Source organism: Streptomyces sp. NPDC037273 (assembly GCF_055603625.1).
Window position 1 is genome coordinate 491,949 of sequence record NZ_JBVJVO010000001.1, and the last position, 18,989, is coordinate 510,937.

General features: G+C 73.7%; 15 protein-coding genes. 10 read left to right on the forward strand and 5 right to left on the reverse strand.

Going from position 1 to position 18,989, the window contains the following annotated elements:
* Window positions 1-27: 27 nt before the first annotated feature.
* Window positions 28-984, reverse strand: a complete 957-nt coding sequence (locus tag ACZ7G1_RS02150) for a helix-turn-helix domain-containing protein (RefSeq protein WP_470877687.1) — start codon at window positions 982-984, stop codon at window positions 28-30.
* 157 nt (window positions 985-1,141) lie between these two features.
* On the opposite strand from ACZ7G1_RS02150, the gene ACZ7G1_RS02155 reads away from it, so the two are divergent.
* The 10 genes from ACZ7G1_RS02155 to ACZ7G1_RS02200 all read left to right on the forward strand — a co-directional run bounded on the left by ACZ7G1_RS02155 (window position 1,142) and on the right by ACZ7G1_RS02200 (window position 14,950).
* Entirely contained in the window at window positions 1,142-2,017 is an 876-nt protein-coding gene (locus tag ACZ7G1_RS02155) for a branched-chain amino acid ABC transporter permease (protein WP_470877688.1), read from the forward strand.
* On the forward strand, window positions 1,978-3,216 hold the full coding sequence (locus ACZ7G1_RS02160; protein WP_470877689.1) for an ABC transporter substrate-binding protein: 1,239 nt from the start codon (window positions 1,978-1,980) through the stop codon (window positions 3,214-3,216). The genes ACZ7G1_RS02155 and ACZ7G1_RS02160 overlap by 40 nt, the downstream gene beginning before the upstream one ends.
* The gene (locus ACZ7G1_RS02165) at window positions 3,213-4,940 is read left to right on the forward strand and encodes a branched-chain amino acid ABC transporter ATP-binding protein/permease (protein WP_470877690.1); all 1,728 of its coding nucleotides are present in this window, start codon (window positions 3,213-3,215) and stop codon (window positions 4,938-4,940) included. The genes ACZ7G1_RS02160 and ACZ7G1_RS02165 overlap by 4 nt, the downstream gene beginning before the upstream one ends.
* The gene (locus ACZ7G1_RS02170) at window positions 4,940-5,623 is read left to right on the forward strand and encodes an ABC transporter ATP-binding protein (protein WP_470877691.1); all 684 of its coding nucleotides are present in this window, start codon (window positions 4,940-4,942) and stop codon (window positions 5,621-5,623) included. The genes ACZ7G1_RS02165 and ACZ7G1_RS02170 overlap by 1 nt, the downstream gene beginning before the upstream one ends.
* A gap of 30 nt (window positions 5,624-5,653) precedes the next feature.
* A complete protein-coding gene (locus ACZ7G1_RS02175; RefSeq protein WP_470877692.1) occupies window positions 5,654-7,066 on the forward strand; it encodes an amidase in 1,413 nt (470 codons plus the stop codon).
* A 109-nt stretch (window positions 7,067-7,175) separates the two neighbouring features.
* Window positions 7,176-8,786 (forward strand): flavin monoamine oxidase family protein, encoded by a 1,611-nt coding sequence (locus tag ACZ7G1_RS02180; RefSeq protein WP_470877693.1) that lies wholly within the window; start codon window positions 7,176-7,178, stop codon window positions 8,784-8,786.
* A gap of 103 nt (window positions 8,787-8,889) precedes the next feature.
* On the forward strand, window positions 8,890-10,347 hold the full coding sequence (locus tag ACZ7G1_RS02185) for a flavin-containing monooxygenase (RefSeq protein WP_470877694.1): 1,458 nt from the start codon (window positions 8,890-8,892) through the stop codon (window positions 10,345-10,347).
* Between the two features lie 192 nt (window positions 10,348-10,539).
* Entirely contained in the window at window positions 10,540-12,969 is a 2,430-nt protein-coding gene (locus ACZ7G1_RS02190; protein WP_470877695.1) for a collagenase, read from the forward strand.
* 89 nt (window positions 12,970-13,058) lie between these two features.
* Window positions 13,059-14,018: a proline racemase family protein gene (locus ACZ7G1_RS02195; protein ID WP_470877696.1), complete on the forward strand. Its 960-nt coding sequence runs from the start codon at window positions 13,059-13,061 to the stop codon at window positions 14,016-14,018.
* Window positions 14,015-14,950, forward strand: coding sequence for an ornithine cyclodeaminase family protein (locus ACZ7G1_RS02200; protein ID WP_470877697.1), 936 nt, complete (start codon window positions 14,015-14,017; stop codon window positions 14,948-14,950). Before ACZ7G1_RS02195 ends, ACZ7G1_RS02200 begins: the two co-directional genes overlap by 4 nt.
* A 58-nt stretch (window positions 14,951-15,008) precedes the next feature.
* Here ACZ7G1_RS02200 and ACZ7G1_RS02205 read toward each other — a convergent pair whose 3' ends face one another.
* The 4 genes from ACZ7G1_RS02205 to ACZ7G1_RS02220 are packed head-to-tail and all read right to left on the reverse strand — an operon-like array spanning window position 15,009 to window position 18,983.
* Complete coding sequence (locus tag ACZ7G1_RS02205; protein ID WP_470877698.1) at window positions 15,009-16,031, reverse strand: ABC transporter ATP-binding protein; 1,023 nt, start codon at window positions 16,029-16,031, stop codon at window positions 15,009-15,011.
* Entirely contained in the window at window positions 16,028-17,062 is a 1,035-nt protein-coding gene (locus ACZ7G1_RS02210) for an ABC transporter ATP-binding protein (RefSeq protein ID WP_470877699.1), read from the reverse strand. Before ACZ7G1_RS02210 ends, ACZ7G1_RS02205 begins: the two co-directional genes overlap by 4 nt.
* Window positions 17,062-18,048 carry an ABC transporter permease gene (locus ACZ7G1_RS02215; protein ID WP_470877700.1) on the reverse strand — a complete coding sequence of 329 codons (987 nt, stop codon included), beginning with the start codon at window positions 18,046-18,048 and terminating at the stop codon, window positions 17,062-17,064. Before ACZ7G1_RS02215 ends, ACZ7G1_RS02210 begins: the two co-directional genes overlap by 1 nt.
* Window positions 18,045-18,983: an ABC transporter permease gene (locus ACZ7G1_RS02220; RefSeq protein WP_470877701.1), complete on the reverse strand. Its 939-nt coding sequence runs from the start codon at window positions 18,981-18,983 to the stop codon at window positions 18,045-18,047. Before ACZ7G1_RS02220 ends, ACZ7G1_RS02215 begins: the two co-directional genes overlap by 4 nt.
* Window positions 18,984-18,989 lie beyond the last annotated feature (6 nt).

The following is an 18,989-nucleotide window of genomic DNA, read 5'->3' on the forward strand; positions in this document are numbered from 1 at the left end:
GGCCGTTCCGACCCGCCGCCGCCGGGTTCAGCCCGTCGTGCCGCGGGCCTGCGCGCGCAGGGCGCGGGGGGAGAGGCCGAACTCGGCGCGGAAGACGCGGCTGAAGTGGCTGGCCTCACCGAGGCCGCTGCGGGCGGCGAGGGAGTAGGCGGGGAGGTGGGAGAGGGCGGGGTCGAGGAGGTCGCGGCGGATGCGTTCGAGACGGCGACGGCGGACGTGGTCGCCGACGGTCGTGCCCGACTCGCGGAACAGGGCGTGGAGATGGCGGACCGAGATGTGGTGGGCCGCGGCGATCGCGCCCGGTGAGAGGTCCTCGGCCAGTCGGTCGTCGATGTAGCCGAGGACGCGGTCCAGGACGCCCGCCGCGCCGGTGGCGGGCGCGGCGCCCGTGCCGGACGTCTCGCGGAGCAGGGTGCGGAGGATCGCCGACACGTGCTCGCCCATGTCGCGGCGCGCCAGCGGGCCGAACCCCTGGGCGCGCTCGGCGAGTTCGCCGACCATCGCCGCGAGGACCCGGCCGCTGGGCGAGCGGGGCAGGGCGGCGTTTGCGGTCACCGGGCCGCCGGCACTGGCCAGGTGCCCGGCCGTGGCGGCGTCGAGAGCCAGGACGAAGTACCGGTGGGACGAGCCCAGTTCCAGGCGGAACGGACGGGCGCCGGTGTAGAGCACGAAGTCGCCCGGCGCGAGCTCCGCGAGCCGCCCGTCCTGCTCCAGCTCGCCGCGACCCGAGACGAGCAGGCCGAGGAGATGGCCCGGCCGGGGCGCCGCGGGGGAGCGGCGGGGCATGACCCTGATCTCCTGCTCGCCGCTGATGTCACAGCCGCTCAGCGCCCCGAAACGGCTGGGCCGCATGTCGGCCGCGTACCCCTCGTCGCCCGCCCGTGCCCGGACGAGCACCGTGTCGGAGGCGCCCGACAGGTCCGCCGACGCGGTGTCGAGGTAGCCGAAGACCAGGTTGCCGTCGTCGCGTCGTTCCACCGGCATGTCGTTCTCCCCCCAGCCCGCACCGCCGCGCCCTTCGCGCCGTGCGGTCCCCGCGCTGCGGGCACAGAACCGTGCGCTGCCGGGCCAGTGGCCTTCGCGGGATTGCCAGATGCTCGCAGAGTCCCCGCTGCACCCGGAAGCACAGAGGCGGTAACAGATGGATGTACTTCTGGCCATCCTTGGCCAGTTCGGCCTCTACGGCCTGCTCACGGTCGGCATCGCGGTGATCTTCGCCGCGACCCGGGTGGTCAACCTCGCCCAGGGGGACCTGGCCATGGCGGGCGCGTACGTCGCGGCGACCGCGACCGCCGCCCCCTTCGGCCTCCGCACCCTGCTCGCCCTCGCGGCGGGAGTGCCGCTGCTCCTGGCCATCGAGCGGCTGCTGCTGCGGCGCCCCGGCTCCGACGGGCTCGCCGCCATGCTGGTCACCTGGGGTCTGGGCATGGCGCTGCGGCAGGGCGCGGAACTCCTCTTCACCGGCACCTCCCGCACGGTCGCCGTACCCGTGGACGGCACCCTGGACGTCCTCGGCACCCCGTACCCGGCCTACCGGCTGGTCTGCGCGCTGACCGCGGTCGCCGTCATCGGGCTCGTCCTGTTCGCCGCCCACCGCACCGACTGGGGCCTGAGGCTGCGCGCCGTGGCCGACAACCCTTCCATGGCGGCGCTGCTCGGCACCGACCCGCGCCGGATGCGCGCCACCGCGTTCACGATCGGCGGCCTGCTCGCGATCCTCGCCGGGGCGCTCTACAGCCCCGTGCTCGCCGTCAACCCCGGCATGGGCTTCGGCCTGCTCGTCCCCGTCTTCTTCGGCCTGCTGCTCAGCCGCCCGGGAGCCCTGGCCACCGCCGCCGGCGCCGCCCTGCTGATCTCCGCCCTGTCGGTGCTGCTGCGCACCTGGCTCTCCGACACCCTCGCCGAAGCCCTCTTCTACGCCGTCGTCGTAGCGATCGCCGCCCTGCGCTCGCGCCCCTGGATCGGAAGGTTCTCCGCATGGTTCCGTCGTACCCCCGCGCCCGCGAGCGCCGCGTGACGCCCGCACCCCGCCCCACCGCGCCGGCGGTCGCGGCCCTCCTCGCCCTCGCGCTCACCGGCTGTCAGGGCGCCGCCGTCTCCGGCGACGACACCCCGGCCGCCGGCGGCCCGGTGAAGATCGGTGTGATCGTCCCGCTCACCGGACCGGTCTCCCAGGTCGGCACCGCCCTGCGCAACGGCCTGGAACTCGCCGTCAGGAAGGTCAACGCCGACGGCGGCGTGCACGGCCGACCCGTGGAGTACGTCGTCGTCGACGACGCCGGAGACCCCGCCAACTCCACCCAGCTCGCCCGCCGTCTGGTCCGCCAGGACAAGGTGACGATGCTGTTCGGCACCATCACCGGCGACACCGCCGAAGCGGTCGGCCGGGTCGCCGACGAGGCACACGTGCCCTTCGGCACCGCCATCCTCGGCGACACCGAGCACTGCTACTCCTACCAGTGGGGCTTCGGCGAGTCAGCCCGCCAGATGCTCGCCCCCACCGTCCCCGGCCTCCTCGCGAAGTACGGCACCAAGGTCGCCCTCGTCGGCTCCGACTACAACTACCCGCACTTCTACGCCGGCGTCGCCAAGGACCTGGTGGGGAAGGCGGGCGGCACCGTCGTCGCCGAGGAGTACAGCCCCCTCGGCCAGACCGACTGGCAGCCGGTCATCGGCCGCCTCAAGGCCGCCCGGCCCGACGCGGTCCTCTCCATGGTCGTCGGCGCTGACGCCGTCACCTTCGGCAATCAGGGCCGGCAGTTCGGCCTCCTCAAGCCCGAGCTCGGCTTCGAGGGCGCGTCCCTGGACGCCGACTTCCAGCCCGCTCTCGCCGACCTCGTGGCCGGCCGCACCCACACCGTGCGCTGGAGCGACCGGCTCGACGACCCCGAGAGCCTCGCCTTCGCGAAGGACTACCGGGCCGCCCACCAGTGGAAGGCCCCGATCCCCGAGGTGGCGGGCAACGCCTACTTCGGCGTCAAGTTCTTCCTCGCCGCCGCCGAGAAGGCCGGATCCAACGACCCCGCCGCCGTGAACAAGGCGATCGGCGCCCTGTCCTTCGACAGCCCCCTGGGCAAGGGCACCCGCTTCGAAGCCCGCAACCACGTCCTCCAGGCCGACATGCGGGAGGTCACCATCGGCCGCGACGGCGCCTACACCGTCACCGCGACGCGCCCGATGGTCGCCGACACCACCCCGAAGAAGGGCTGCTCGTGACCGTGACCGTGCCCGTGGCGCCGGGCGCCCCGGCCGCGTCCACGGTCCGCCGCCTCCTGCGCCTCGCCCTCCCGGCCCTCACCGCGGCCGGTCTGCTCGCCGCGCCCTTCGGCCTCGACGCCTTCGCCGTCGCCACCCTCACCCTCGGCCTCTGCCACGGCCTGTTCGCCTACGGCCTCGACCTGAGCTGGGGCCGGGCCGGACTGCTGAGCGTCGGACACGCAGCCTTCTTCGGACTCGGCGCGTACGCCGTCGCCCTCGGCCAGGAGCACCGGCTGCCCCAGGCCCTGACGGTGACCGCGGCCGTCGCCGCCGCCGTGATCATCGCCGTGCCCGTCGTCCGCATCGGCCTGGCCGCCGTGGTGCCCGACGCGCCGCTGATCCTGCTGACCATCGGCGTCGGCCTCCTGCTCCAGCGGGCCGCGACCGCCCTCGCCTCCGTCACCGGCGGGACCAACGGCCTCTCCGTCTCGGGAACCGACGTGGTGACGTCGTACTACGTCACCCTCGGGGCCGTCGCGGCCGTGGTCGCCGTCTGCGGAGTCCTGGTGGTGCGCGGCAGGTTCGGCGCCCGTCTGGTGGCCGCCGCCCGCAACCCGGAGCGGGCCGCGCAGAGCGGCGTCGACGGAACGCGGGTGCGCACCACGGCGTTCGCCGCGAGCGCGGCCGTCGCGGCCCTCGCCGGAGCGCTGTACGCGCCGGTGGCGGGCCTTGTGTCACCGCAGGTGTTCGGCCTCGGCCTGTCGACGTCCGTGCTGATCTGGCTGGCACTCGGGGGCCGCGGGTCGACGGTGGGACCCTTCGTCGGCGCCGTCGCCGTCACCGTCGGCCAGCAGTACCTGGGCTCCACCTGGCAGGGCTGGTACCTTCTCGCGCTCGCCGCCCTGTTCCTGCTCGTCGTCCAGGTGGCACCGGCCGGCCTGACCGCCGCACCCCGCCGGTGGCTCGCCGGGCCCGGGCCCGACGTACGGCTGCCTGCCGCGGCGCGCCGCACTCGGGGGCGTACCACCGCCGAGGCGCCCGACGGCGGGGTCCCGCTCGCCGTCACCGGCGTGCGGAAGTCCTTCGGTCCCGTCGAGGTGCTCGCCGGGGTGGACCTGAGCGTCGAGGCGGGCCGGTGCGTGTGCCTGATCGGGCCGAACGGCGCGGGGAAGAGCACCTTCCTCAACGTCGTCGCCGGACAGCTCGCCCCCGACGCCGGGACCCTGCGGCTCTTCGGGACGGACGCGGCCGGCCTTCCGGTGCACCGGCGGGTGGGGCTCGGCGTCGGGAGGATGTTCCAGATCCCCAGCGTCGTCGCCGAACTCTCCCCGGCCGACAACCTCCGCCTCGCCCGGATCGAGGCACCCGAACCCACCGAACCCCCCGACGCGTTCCGCGACCTCGCCGAGGACGGACTCCGGCCGGCCGGCACCCTGCCGCTCGCCGACCGCAGACGCCTCGAACTCGCCATGGTCCTCGTCGCCGCGCCCCGGCTGCTGCTCCTCGACGAACCCGCCGCCGGACTCGGACCCGACGACGCCCGCTGCCTCACCCGCGAACTCCGCGAGGTCAACCGGCGCACCGGCTGCGCCCTGCTCGTGGTCGAACACGACATGGACATCGTGCGGGAACTCGCCGACGAGGTCGTCGTCCTCGCCGGCGGCCGGGTCCTCGCCCGCGGCCCGCTCGACGAGGTCGCCGCCGACCCGGAGGTCCGCGCCGCCTACCTGGGAGCACGCTGATGCTCGAACTGACCGACCTCGCCGGCGGATACGGGCAGGCCGCCGTCGTCCGCCCCACCGGTCTCACCGTGCGCGGCGGCGAGATCACCGCCCTGATCGGCCGCAACGGCGCCGGCAAGACGACCCTCCTGCGGACCGTCTTCGGCCTCGCCGACCGGCACGGCGGCCGGGTGAGCCTCGACGGACGGGACCTGCCCCCGGGCCGTCCCGAGCTGCTCGCCCGGGCCGGCGCCACGCTGATGCCCGAGGACCGGGGGGTGTTCCCGTCCCTGACGGTCGCCGACAACCTCCGCCTCGCACGCCGCCGTGACGTGGTCCCCGTCGTCGACCCGTACACCGTCTTCCCGCTCCTCACCGACCGCGCGGGCCAGCAGGCCGGCACGCTCTCCGGCGGGCAGAAGCAGCAACTGGGCATCGCACGCGCGATGCTGGCCGGCCGCACCCTGATCGCCGTCGACGAACTGACCCAGGGGCTCCAGCCCTCCGTGGTCTCCGACGTCCTGGAGGCCCTCGGCACGATCGCCGCCGCGGGCGTGGCCGTCCTCCTCGTCGACCAGCACGCCGGCGCCCTCCTCGAACACAGCCGGCACGTCGTGGTCATGGAGGCCGGGCGGGTCGTCCTCGACGCGCCGAACGGGCCGGGTCTGCGCGACCGCCTCGACGACATCCTCGCGGTCCGCTGACCGCCCCCACCCCGCTTGGAGCCACCTCCCATGGACCCCTTCTCCTCGGCCACCGACCTCGCGGCGGCCGTACGCAGGCGCGAACTCAGCCCGGTCGAGATCGCCGAGACCTACCTCCGCAGGATCAAGGAGTACGACGGCGAGCTCGCCGCGTTCACCTGGCTCGACGAGGAAGCCGTCATCGCCGCCGCCCGCCGCGCCGAACAGGCCGTCACCGACGGGCTCCCGCTGGCGCCCTTCCACGGCGTCCCCATCCCCGTCAAGGAGTTGACGCAGGTCGAGGGACAGCCCGCCACCTACGGCTCCTACGGAGTCGACGACCGGCCCCGCACCCTCACCGAACCGGTGGTCCGCCGCCTGCTCGACGCCGGATTCCTCCTCATGGGCCGTACCAACTCGCCCGAGATGGGCCTGCTCTCGACCACCGACAACAGCCGCTTCGGCAGCACCCGCAACCCCTGGGACCACGCCTACTCCGCGGGCGGCTCCAGCGGCGGCGCCGCGGCGGCCGTCGCGGCCGGCCTCGCGCCCGTGGCCCACGCCAACGACGGCGGCGGCTCGATCCGGATGCCGTCCTCCGCCTGTGGACTGCTCGGACTCAAGCCCAGCCGCGGCCGCGTCCCCCAGCAGGTACCCGGCTGGGAACACGCCACCGTCGAAGGCGCCATCACCCGCACGACCCGCGACGCCGCGGCGCTGCTCGACGCCATGTCCGTACCCGACCGGCTCGCCATGTACCAGGCGCCCGCCCCCGAGCGGCCCTACGCCGACGAGATCGGCCGTGACGCCGGACGCCTCCGGATCGGCCTGCTCACCAAGGCGCCCACCGGACTCCCCGTCGATCCGCAGTGCGTCGCGGCCGCCGAGCACACCGCCCGGCTGCTCGTCTCCCTCGGCCACCACGTCGCCCCGGCCTCCCCGCGCTTCTTCAGCGAGGAGGCGATCACCGGGTACGCGCAGACGGTCCTGGACGCCGCCCTCTGGGCCGCCCCCTACGAGCGGCCGGAGCGCGCCGAGCCGCACCTGCGGTTCCGGATGGACCGGGCCGCGCGCCGGCACTCGGGGGAGTACACCCGGGCCGCGGGCCTCCTCGCCGAGGAGGCGCGGGCGGTCCGCGCCCAGTGGGGCGAGGACTTCGACCTGCTCCTCACCCCCACCATGGCCTGCCTGCCGCCGCCGGTCGACGCGCTCCTGGAGGAGGCCAACGCCGACCCGGGCGGCCCGCGCACCACCGAGACCCGGATGATCTCCTTCACCGCGATCTGCAACATCACCGGACAGCCCGCCATCAGCCTGCCGACCCACACCTCGGCCGAGGGCCTCCCCGTCGGCAGCCAGCTGATCGCCGGCCCCTGGGACGAAGCCGCCCTCATCCGCGTCGCCGCCGAACTGGAATTCCTCGACGGCTGGCCGCACCGCCGCCCCGCGCGCCACCTCGGCTGATCCCCGGGACCCGCGCGCAGGCCTCCCTTCGTCGGCGGTGACACCACGCCACCGCCGTCTCCCGGTTCCCGTCCCCAGGGAACCGGCCCCCCTTTGGAAGGAGCCGTACATGGCACGCACCGCACCGGCCCGCATGCTGCGCCGGATCGTCGCCGAACACTCCACCGACACCGGCGGCCAGGCCCCCGGGGGCCCCTCCCGCCGTACCGTCCTCGGCGGCCTCGCCGCCGGCGCCGGCCTGGCCGCCGTCTCCGCCGTCGGCGCGGCCGGCACCGCCCGCGCCGAGACCGCGCAGCCCGTCATCGCGATCGTCGGCGCGGGCATCGCGGGACTGAACGCGGCCCTGCGCCTCGCCGACCACGGCATCGGCAGCGCCGTCTACGAGGCCGACACACGGGTCGGCGGCCGCATGTACTCCAACCCGGCCGGCTCCTACTGGGGCGACGGCCAGTCCTCCGAATGGGGCGGCGAGATGATCGACACCGGTCACGCCCTGATGCAGAGCCTGGCCGCCCGCTTCAACCTGCCCCTCGACGACCTGCGCGCCGCCGAACCCGCCGGCGCCACCGAGGTCTACCGCTTCGACGGCGCCTACTACACCTATGCCCAGGCGAGCGCCGACTTCAAGAAGATCAGGCCGGCGCTCCAGCAGGACCTCTCGACCTTCGAGTGGCCGGTCGCCTGGAACGCCGCCAACAGCCCCGGCGCGGTGGCCCTGTCGAACCTGTCCATCCACGACTGGATCGCCACCCGTGTCCCCGGCGGACACGCCTCGCCGTTCGGGCAGCTCCTCGACGTCGCCTACACCACCGAGTTCGGCCGCGACACCACGTCCTCGTCCGCCCTCGGCATCATCGGCATGCTCGCCTACCAGCCCAGCCCCAACGGCTTCGCGCTGTTCGGCGAGAGCGACACCCGCTACCGCGTCCGCGGCGGCAACCAGCGCCTCCCGCAGGCCATCGCCGCCGCCCTGCCCCCGGGCACGGTCCGCCACGGATGGCGGCTCGAATCGGTCGCCGCCGCGCCCGGCGGCCGCCAGCTGCTCACCTTCACCGCCGCGGGCTGTACGAGGACGGTCCTGGCCGACCACACCGTCCTCGCCCTGCCGGCCGGCGTCCTGCAGCGGCTCGACCTGTCCGCCGCCGGATTCGACAGCCGCAAGCTCGCCGGCATCGCCGCGGCGCGCATGGGCAGGAACTGCAAGCTCTCCCTGCAGTTCGACACCCGCCACTGGAACGGCTCAGGCCCGTGGGGCACGGCCAGCGGCAGCACCATGACCGACACCGGCTACCAGACCTCCTGGGACTCCAGCAGGGCCCAGCCCGGCGGCAAGGGCATCCTCACGGTCTACGCCGGCGGCAGCCGCACCGCGGACTTCACCCCCTCCTCGCCCTTCCGCACCGCGTCCGACCCCCAGATCACCAGCTACGCCCTGGCGGCGCTCGCCCAGCTCGAACCGGTCTTCCCGGGCCTCACCGCCCACTGGACCGGCAAGGCCACGCTCGCCGCCTGGCCGCTCAACCCGAACGCGTACGGCTCGTACGCCGCCATGCCCCTCGGCTACGCCCACCAGTACGGCGGCTACGAGGGCGTCCGCCAGGGCAACACCCACTTCGCGGGCGAGCACACCTCCGAAATGGCCCAGGGCTACATGGAGGGCGGCGCCGAGTCCGGGCAGCGCGCGGCCGACGAGGTCCTCGCCGACCTCGGCGTCCTGTAGCCGCCCAGGGCCGTGCCGCCGGAGCGACACCGGTGGCACGGCCCGCCGGCCGCTGGGGCAGAATGCTCCACCGGAACGGCAGGCAGCGCGGAGGAAGACCGAGATGGCGGGACAGCACGTCGACGTGCTCATCATCGGCGCGGGCCTGTCCGGCATCAGTGCCGGCTGCCACCTGCTCGCCGGGAACCCCGGGTCCACCTTCCTGGTCCTGGAGCGGCGTGCCGGGGTCGGCGGCACCTGGGACCTGTTCCGTTACCCCGGCGTGCGCTCGGACTCGGACATGTACACCTTCGGATACCGCTTCCGGCCCTGGCGCGGCACCAAGGTCCTCGCGGCCGGCGCGGACATCCGCGGCTACCTGCGGACCACGGCCGACGCCTACGGGGTCTCGGACCGGATCCGCTTCGGGCGGAGGGCGGTCCGGGCGGACTGGTCGAGTGAGCGGGGGAGGTGGACGGTGGAGGCGGTGGACGAGGCCACCGGCGAGACCGAGATCCACACCGCTCGCTTCCTGGTCGGCGCGACCGGCTACTACGACTACGACGCGGGACACCGCCCCGAGTTTCCCGGGGAGGAACGCTTCACCGGGACCTTCGTGCACCCTCAGCACTGGCCCGAGGACCTGGACCACGCCGGAAAGCGGGTGGTGGTCATCGGCAGCGGTGCGACCGCCGTCACGCTGGTGCCCGCGCTGGCCGCGGAGGCCGCGCACGTCACCATGCTCCAGCGCTCGCCCACGTACCTGGTCAGCCTCCCGGCCGACGACCCCTTCACGCTCCTGCTGCGCCGGCTGCGGCTGCCGGCCGGGCTCGCCCATCGGCTGGGGCGCGCCCGCAACATCGCCATGCAGCGGTTCCTGTACGTGCTCTGCCGCCGGGCGCCGCGCCTCACGCGGAGGGTGCTGCTGAACCGGGTGCGGGCGCAGCTCGGCGGGCGGGTGGACATGCGGCACTTCACCCCGGCGTACCGGCCGTGGGACCAGCGGATCTGCGCGGTGCCGGGCGGGGACCTGTTCGCGGCGCTCAGGGGCGGGCGGGCGTCGGTGGTGACCGACCACGTCGAGACGTTCACCGAGACGGGCGTCCGGGTCAGGTCGGGGGAGGAGATCCCGGCGGACCTCGTCGTGACGGCGACCGGTCTGCGGCTGCGGCTGGCCGGGGGGATGGAGCTCGCGGTCGACGGGGAGCCGGTCGTCCTGAGCGAACGCCTGCTCCACAAGGGCGTGATGGTCGACGGCGTGCCCAATCTGGCGATGGTCATCGGCTACACCAACGCGTCCTGGACGCTCAAGGCCGACCTGGCCGCCGGGTATGTCAGCCGGTTGCTCGCGCATCTGGACCGGCGCGGGCTCACCAGCGTGACCCCGGTCGCCGCCGATGCGGACCGTTCGTCGGTGTCCGTCCTCGGTGAGTCGCTGACGTCGGGTTACGTGGCGCGCGGCGACGCGATCATGCCGCGTCAGGGCACCCGGGACCCCTGGCGGCTCCGTAACGACTACTTCCGTGACCGGCGGGCGCTGCGGCGCGGCCCGGTCGAGGACTCCGCCCTCCGCTTCCGGTGACCGATTGATCCCGATGCGGGGGTAGGCGGGGGCCCGGCGGCGTAAGTCAAGGCCGCAGAGGGGTTGTCAGTGCAATTTCACATTACTATGTTACACCGCACACGGTTCGATGAACGCCTGTCATACGCCGTGCGAACCACCCCAGTTCGCGTACCCATCCCCGCCCCACCCCCCTCATCAGCAGGAGTTCCGTTGTCCCTCCACCGACGTGCGCGCTCGTCCCTGCTCGCCTCCGCCATCACGGTGACCCTCCTGGCCTCCGCCGGTCAGTCCGCCGTGTCGGCGGCGGAAACCGAGAACCGGCCGGCCCCGGTCGCGGGCCCCGCGGCACCCCAGGCCGCCACCGCGGACACGACCAACCCCTTCCTCCAGGGCGACGAGGTCGACCACCTCGCCGACGCCACACCCAAGACCTTCGGGCCCGCCCCCGCCCCGGGCGGCCTCGCCGCCGGCCGCGTCGCCGGAAAGGCCAAGGCCACCGGCCGGACCAAGGCCCAGACCCAGACCCAGACCCAGGCCCAGAACCAGAGCCAGGCCAAGTCCGGTGCCACCGACGGCGCCAGGAGCCTCACCGCGGCCGCCGAAACCACCGCGGCGGGCGTGCCCTGCACCCTCGACGGCATCACCGGCCTCAGCGCCGACCAGTTCGCCGCCTTCCTCGCGGACCCCGCCGTCACCACCGACTGCGTCAACAAGCTCGTCTGGACCTGGGACGCCCGCCTCGTCCCCGTGATGTCCGACGCCCACGTACAGGCCGTCTCCCGCCGCATATCGAGCCTGGCGGCCACCCACGACGGCAAGAACTCCTCCGGCCTGGAGGGGATGTTCACCTATCTCCACGCCGTCGCCTACCACGACTACTCACGCACCGAGATCGACACCACCGACGCGCCCACCGTGGACGCGATACGCCAGGCCGTCGCCGACTTCGGCGCCGCCCCGCGCACCTTCGACGTCACGACGAGCAACGCGAACACCCTCCGCGAGGCGCTCTACGCCGCCAGCGCCCCCGGACTGCGCCAGCACCAACTCGGCCTCATCAAGCGGGTCCTCGCCACCATGGACCCGTCCCACACCGCGACCAACCTCGACCCCGCCTGGGCGGGGGCCGCGCTCGCCGGCCTCTCCGTCAACTACCTCGGCGTCTACCCGGGCAACCAGGACGCCGCCTTCCACGCGGCCGTCACCGCCGACCCCGCCTACCGCGCCCTCTTCAAGGCCTTCGCCGGCTACAGCCACCTCAAGGGCACCGCCAACTCCTGGGTCGCCCGCGACGCCCTCAGCGAGTACGGCCGCTTCGGCCAGGTCGACGCCCTCAGGACCCAGATCGTCGCCGACCTCGGCCCCCTCCTCGACCAGACCGTCACCACCTTCGGCCGCGGCAGCGAGCAGTGGGCGCAGATCGTCTCCTGGCTCAACCACTACGACGCCTGCAAGCCCTACGGCGTGTGCAAGGCGGACATCGAGAAGCAGCTCTTCCCGTACACGTACACCTACGACAACGGCGCCATCCGGGTCCGCACCGCGCTCGACCGCGCCACCGTCGACCAGCTGTACTACGCGAGCAAGCAGGTCAAGGCGCAGTACCACCGCGTCCTCGGCACCGAACAGCCCCTCGCCGGCGACACCAACACGACGCTGAACATCGTCCTCTACGCCTCCCGCGCGGACTACGTGAACTACCACCCGATCCTCACCGGGTACAGCACCAACAACGGCGGCATCTACATCGAGAACGGCGCCACCTTCTACACGTACCAGCGCCGCGTCCCCCAGGACTCCAGCCTCACCCTCGAAGAGCTCTTCCGGCACGAGTACGTCCACTACCTCAACGGCCGCTTCGCCGTCCCCGGCACCTTCGGACAGGGCCCCTGGTACCAGGGCGACCGCACCACCGCCATGGACGAGGGCACCGCCGAGTTCTTCGACGGCGCCACCCGCGACAACGGCATCGCCGTCCGCAAGTCCCTGGTCCGCGGCATCATCAACGACACCGCCGGCGGCGGCCCGCGGATGACCGTGAACCGGCTCCTGCACGCCACCTACGACGGCGACGGCTTCCGCTTCTACAACTACGCGGGCACCTTCTTCGAGTTCCTGTGGACCGAACGCCCCTCGCTGCTCCGCGAGATGTACACCCACCTGCGGAACAACGACGTCAGCGGCTACGACGCCTGGCGCGACCGGCTCGGCGCCGACCCCGGCCTCCAGCAGGCCTACGACCGCTTCCTCGACGCTCAGATCGCCAAGGTCGACACGCTGTTCGTCCCGAACACCACCTACACGGCCAACGGCTCCCTGCGCGACGCGGACGTCTCCGCCGTCCGCACCGCCTTCGCCAACGCCACCCAGAACACCCCCGACTGCCGCGAGGCCGGCGAGTACGGCAAGCGCCGCTTCGTCTGTACCGGCCGGATCACCGCCAACCTCTCGGACGCGAACAACGCCGACAAGGTCTTCAAGGACATGTCCGAGACCGTCGACTACTTCATCCTCGACCGGGCGGGCGCCGCCTCCAACAACCTCGCCGACATGAACTGCTCCTTCGGCACCGTCGACATCTGGTCCAACCGGGTCGCCGGCACGTCGACCTTCAACTGCGAGGGCCCCCTGCGCAGCTGACCCGCCCACCCGTCCGGGCCGGCCACTCCACGGGGGGAGTGGCCGGCCCGGCACCCGTTTCCCCCGACACCGTTCCCCGGAGGACGCACGTGAGCACCACCCCGCACCAGATCCGCACCACCGACTACCACACCGCAGGCGAACCCTTCAGGATCGTCGACCAGGACCTCCCCCCGATCCCGGGCGACACCGTCGCCGAGCGCCGCGCCCTCGCCCTGCGGCTCGGCCCCCTCGACGAAGTGCGCCGCCTCCTCGTCCGGGAACCCCGCGGCCACTCCGGCATGTACGGGGGCTTCATCGTGCCGCCCGACGACGACGGCGCCCACTTCGGCGTGCTGTTCTGGCACAAGGACGGCTACTCCACCGCCTGCGGCCACGGCACCATGGCCCTCGGCGCCTGGGCCGTCGACACCGGCCGCGTCCCCGCGCCCGACGACGGCGACGTCCCCGTCCGCATCGACGTCCCCTCCGGCCGCGTCACCGCCACCGTCCACCGCGCCGGCGGCCGCACCACCGGCGTCACCTTCCGCAACGTCCCGACCCGCGTCCTCGCCCGCAAGACCGCGGTGACCACCGGCTTCGGCACCGTCGAGGCCGACATCGCCGACTCCGGAGCCGTCTACGTCTCCGTCCCCGCGCGCGAGCTCGGCCTCGACACCAGCAAGGCCGCGCTGCCCGAACTCGTCCGCGCCGGACGGGAGATCCGCGCCGCCCTCCCCGAGTACGACGTCTACGGCGTCATCCTCCACGACGAGCTCCCCGACACCCCCGAAGGACCGCGCCAGCGGAACGTCACCGTCTTCGCCGACGGCCAGATCGACCGCTCGCCCTGCGGATCGGGCACCTCCGCCCGGCTCGCCCTGCTCGGCGAGGACGGCCGGCTCGACGGCGGGGCCACCCTCACCCACGAGTCCGTCGCCGACACCGTCTTCACCGGCCGGCTGCTGCCCGGCGGGATCACGGAGGTGACCGGCGCCACCCACCGCACCGGCACCCATACCTTCGTCCTCGACCCCCACGACGAGCTGGGTACGGGATTCCTGCTGTGACCGAACCGCTCCGGATCGACGCCGCGGCCATGACCCGGGTGTTCACCCCGGGAGCGACGGCCCGCGTCCTCGCCGACGTGCTGCTCTCCGGATTCGACCCCGAGACCGCCCCGCACCGGACCTCCGTCCACGTCCCCGCCGGTGAACTCCTCCTCATGCCGGCGGCCTTCGGTCCGCTCGCCGGAGTGAAGATCGCGGGCGTGGCCGCCGGCAACCCGGCCCTCGGCCTGCCCCGCATCACCGGCTCCTACCTGCTGCTCGACGGGGCGAACCTGCAGCCCCTCGCCCTCCTCGACGGAGCGGCCCTCACCGAACTCCGCACCCCCGCCGTCTCCGCGCTCGCCGTCCACCACCTGACACCGGACGACAGGCCCCTGCGCCTGGTGCTCTTCGGCACCGGACCCCAGGCCTACGGCCACCTGGAGGCGGTCCTCGCCGTCCGCCGGGTCGCCGAGGCGATCGTCGTCGGACGCAACCCGATCGGCGCGCGGGCCCTCGCCGGATACGCCCGCACGCTCGGCGCCACCGCCCGTACCGGCACGCCCGGGGACGTCGAGAAGGCCGACCTCGTCGTCTGCTGCACCACGGCCCGCGAACCCCTCTTCGACGGCACCCTGGTGGCGCCCGGCGCCACCGTCGTCGCGGTCGGCTCGCACGAGCCGGAGGCCCGGGAGACCGACACCGCGCTCGTCACCCGCGCCGACGTGTACGTGGAGGCCCGCGCGGCCGCGCTCCGGGAGGCCGGCGACCTGCTCGTCCCGATGGCCGAGGGCGCGATCGGCCCGGACCACATCGCCGGCACCCTCGCCGACCTGGTGCGCGGCCACCGCGCCCCGACGGCGGAACGCCCGATGTTCTTCAAGAGCGTCGGCATGGCCTGGCAGGACCTCGCGGTCGCGGGGGCCCTCTACCAGGCCCTCCGCAGACCCTGACCGCATCGCGAACGCCCCGGCCCCGCACCAGCGGGACCGGGGCGTTCGCCGTGTGCGCTCAGCCCTCCTCGGGGAAGTGACAGGCGACCTCCCGCGCCTCACCCGGGACGGCGATCCGCAGCAGCGGCGCCTCCGTCCGGCAGATCTCCCGCGCCTTCGGGCAGCGCGGGTGGAAGGTGCAGCCCGGCGGGGGAGCGGCCGGGCTCGGGGGATCGCCGAGCAGCGTGATCCGCTCCCGGGCCCGCTCGGCCGCCGGATCGGGCAGCGGTACGGCCGACAGCAGCGCCCGGGTGTAGGGGTGGGCGGGGGCCGCGTACACCCGTTCCTTCACGCCGATCTCGACGATCCGGCCGAGGTACATCACCGCGACCCGGTCGCAGACCCGCTTCACCACCGACAGGTCGTGGGCGACGAAGAGGTAGGCGAGGCCCAGTTCGCGCTGGAGCCGTTCCATCAGATTGACGATCTGCGCCTGCACGGAGACGTCGAGCGCGGAGACCGGCTCGTCGGCGACCACGAGCCGGGGGCTCGTGGCGAGCGCCCGGGCGATGCCGATGCGCTGGGCCTGGCCGCCGGAGAACTCGTGCGGGTAGCGGTCGATGTGCTCCGGGATGAGCCCGACCAGATCCATCAGCTCCACGGCCCGCCTGCGGGCGTCGGCCGCCGAACTCCCCTGCACCATCAGCGGGTCGGAGATGATCCGGGCCACCGACTGCCGCGGGTTGAGCGAGGAGTGCGGGTCCTGGAACACCATCTGGAGGTCCCGGCGCAGCGGCTTGAGCTGCCGCTGGGACAGATGGCTGATGTCCCTCCCGTCGTACGAGACCGAGCCTGCGGTCGGCTCAAGGAGCCGCACGATCATGCGGCCGGTGGTCGACTTGCCGCAGCCGGACTCGCCGACCAGGCCGAGCGTCTCGCCCGCCGCCACGTCGAAGGAGACCCCGTCGACGGCCCGGACCGGCGCCGAACGGCGCCGCCCGGGAAAGGTCATGGTCAGATCGCGCACCCGCAGCAGCGGCGGCGCGGAGGTGTCGTCGGGCGCGGGCGCCGGGTGCGGCAGCGCCGCCTGGGCGGTGGTCATGAGTCGACCCCTTCGTGCGGGGAAGGCGCGGCGGACAGCGCCGGGAACGACGGGAAGTGACAGGCGGCGGCGTGGCCTCCGGGGCCGTCGAGCCGGGGGCGCTCGCTCGCGCAGCACTCCCGCTCCTCGTCGGTGCCGGCGGCGGCCCGCGCGCAGCGCGCGGCGAAGGCGCAGCCGGGCGCCGGTTCGAGCAGCGACGGCGGGCTGCCGGGGATCGCCCGCAGCGGTGTGTCGTCGGGGTCGTCGAGCCGGGGCAGCGAGTCGAGCAGCCCGCGCGTGTACGGGTGCGCGGGCTCGGCGAACAGTGTGTCCACCGGGGCCTGTTCGGCGGCCCGCCCGCCGTACATCACCAGGACCTCGTGGGCGACCCGGGCGACCACGCCCAGGTCGTGCGTGATCATCACGACGGAGAGCCGCCGCTCCTGCTGGAGCCGGGCGAGCAGGTCGAGGATCTGGGCCTGCACGGTGACGTCGAGGGCGGTGGTCGGCTCGTCGGCGATGAGCAGGTCCGGTTCGCAGACCAGCGCCATCGCGATCATCACCCGCTGCCGCATGCCGCCGGAGAACTGGTGCGGGTACTCGCCGGCCCGGCGCTTCGGCTCGGGTATGCCGACCTCGGCGAGCGCCTCGACGGCCCGCGCCCGGGCGGCGGCCCGCCGGGAGCCGAAGTGCACCCGGTGGTGCTCGGCGATCTGCTCGCCGACCGTGTAGTAGGGGTGGAGGCTGGACAGCGGGTCCTGGAAGATCATCGCCATCCGGCGGCCGCGCAGCCTGTTCAGGTCCCGGTCCGGCAGGCCGACGAGCTCGCGCCCGCCGAGCGCGACGGAGCCGGAGACCTCGGCGCCGGTGTGCAGCCCCATCACGGCGAGCGAGGTCACGGACTTGCCGGAGCCGGACTCGCCGACGATGCCGAGGGTGCGCCCGTGCGGCACGTCGAAGGAGAGGGAGTCCACGGCCCGGACGGGGCCGCGCGGGGTCGGGAAGGTGACCGTGAGGTCGCGGACCCGCAGCAGGGGTTCCGGTGCGGCCATCAGTACCTCACTCGCGGGTCGACGACGGCGTACAGCAGGTCGACGGCCAGGTTGGCGACGACGATGAAGGTGGCGGCGAGCAGGGTCACGCCGAGGATGACGGGCTGGTCGCCGGTGGTGAGGGCGCCGTAGAAGAGGCGTCCGATGCCGGGCAGCCCGAAGAGGGACTCGGTGATGACGGCGCCCGCGAGCAGCCCGCCGAGGTCCATGCCGAAGATGGTCAGGACCGGCGTCATGCCGGCCCGCAGACCGTGCTTCACGACGACCGTGCGCCGGGGCAGGCCCTTGGCGCGGGCGGTGCGGATGTACGGCTCCGCCATGGACTCGATCATCGAACCGCGGCTCTGCCGCGCGTACATGGCGGCGTAGAGCACGGCGAGCGCCAGCCAGGGCAGCAGCAGGTTGGAGGCCCAGGACAGCGGGTCGGTGGTGAAGGGGACGTACTGCGGGTAGGGCAGCAGTCCGGTGAGCCGGATGAATCCGTAGATGAGCAGCACCGAGGTGAAGTACACCGGCAGGGAGGCGGCGGCGACCGCGCCGACCATGAGGACCCGGTCGGTGAGGGTGTCCTTGCGGAGGGCGGCGGTGACGCCCGCGCTCAGGCCGAGGACGAGCCACAGGACGGCGGCGCCGACGGCGAGCGAGGCGGAGACCGGCAGGCGGTCGACGAGCAGGTCCCAGACGCCCTCGCTGTTCTCGTAGGAGTAGCCGAGACAGGGGAAGTCGCAGCGCAGGGCGTACTGGCCGCTGCCCATGGTGCGGCCGGTGAAGATGCCGGTGACGAAGTCGGCGAACTGGCTCCACAGCGGGGCGTCCAGGCCCATGTGGGCGCGGATCGCCTCCAGGCGTTCGTCGCTGCAGGCCTTGCCGCAGGCGGCGGCGGCCGGGTCGGAGGGCAGCACGTAGAAGATGACGAAGGTGACGGCGGCGATCGCGAGGAGGACGCCGATCACGCCGAGCAGCCGGCGGCCGAGGTAGAGGATCACGAACGGCCCCCTCGCGGGTCGAGGATGTCGCGCAGGGCGTCGCCGAGGAGGGTGAACGCGAGCACGGTGAGGAAGAGGCAGAGGCTGGGGACGAGGAAGTACATCGGGTCGGTGTCGTAGTAGGCGACGCTCTCCGCGATCATCTGCCCCCAGGACGGGGTCGGCGGGCGCACCCCGACGCCGAGGTAGCTGAGCGCGGCCTCGGTGGCGATCATGCCGGGGATCATCAGCGTGGTGTACGCGATGACGGGTCCCGCGACGCCCGGGAGGACGTCCCGGGCGAGGATCCGCCAGGGCCCGGAGCCGCCGACGCGGGCCGCGTCGACGTACTCGCGGTGCTTGAGCGAGAGGGCCTGGCCCCGGACGACCCGGGCCACGCCGGGCCAGCCGAAGAGGCCGATGACCAGGATCATCAGGAGGGTCCGGTTGACGTCCCTGGCCACCGACATCATCGCGATCATGAAGATGAGGGAGGGGAAGGACATGGTGAGGTCCATCAGACGGGAGAGGACCGTGTCGGTGCGGCCGCCGAAGTAGCCGGCGGCGATGCCGGCGGCCGTCCCCGCCACCACGACGATCGCGGTGGCGGCGAAGGCGATGAGCAGCGACACCTGGGCGCCGTGCACGACACGGGCGAACAGGTCGCGTCCGGTGACGGGTTCGACGCCGAGCCAGTGCTCGGCGGAGACCCCGCCGAGCGGCCCGATCGGCTGGCCGCCGAGGTAGGGGTCGACGGCGGACTTGTCGAACTCCTCGGGGCCCCAGCCGCCGAGCCCGCTGATCAGCGGCGCGGCGACGGTCATCAGGGCGAAGAGGGCGATGACGGCGAGGGAGGCCTTGAGCGAGGTGCGGCGGCGCAGTTCCGCGCGGACCGACCGCCAGGCCCCGCCGCCCCCGGAGATCGCCGGGGAGGAGGGGGTGGTGGTGAGCGTCATGGGAGG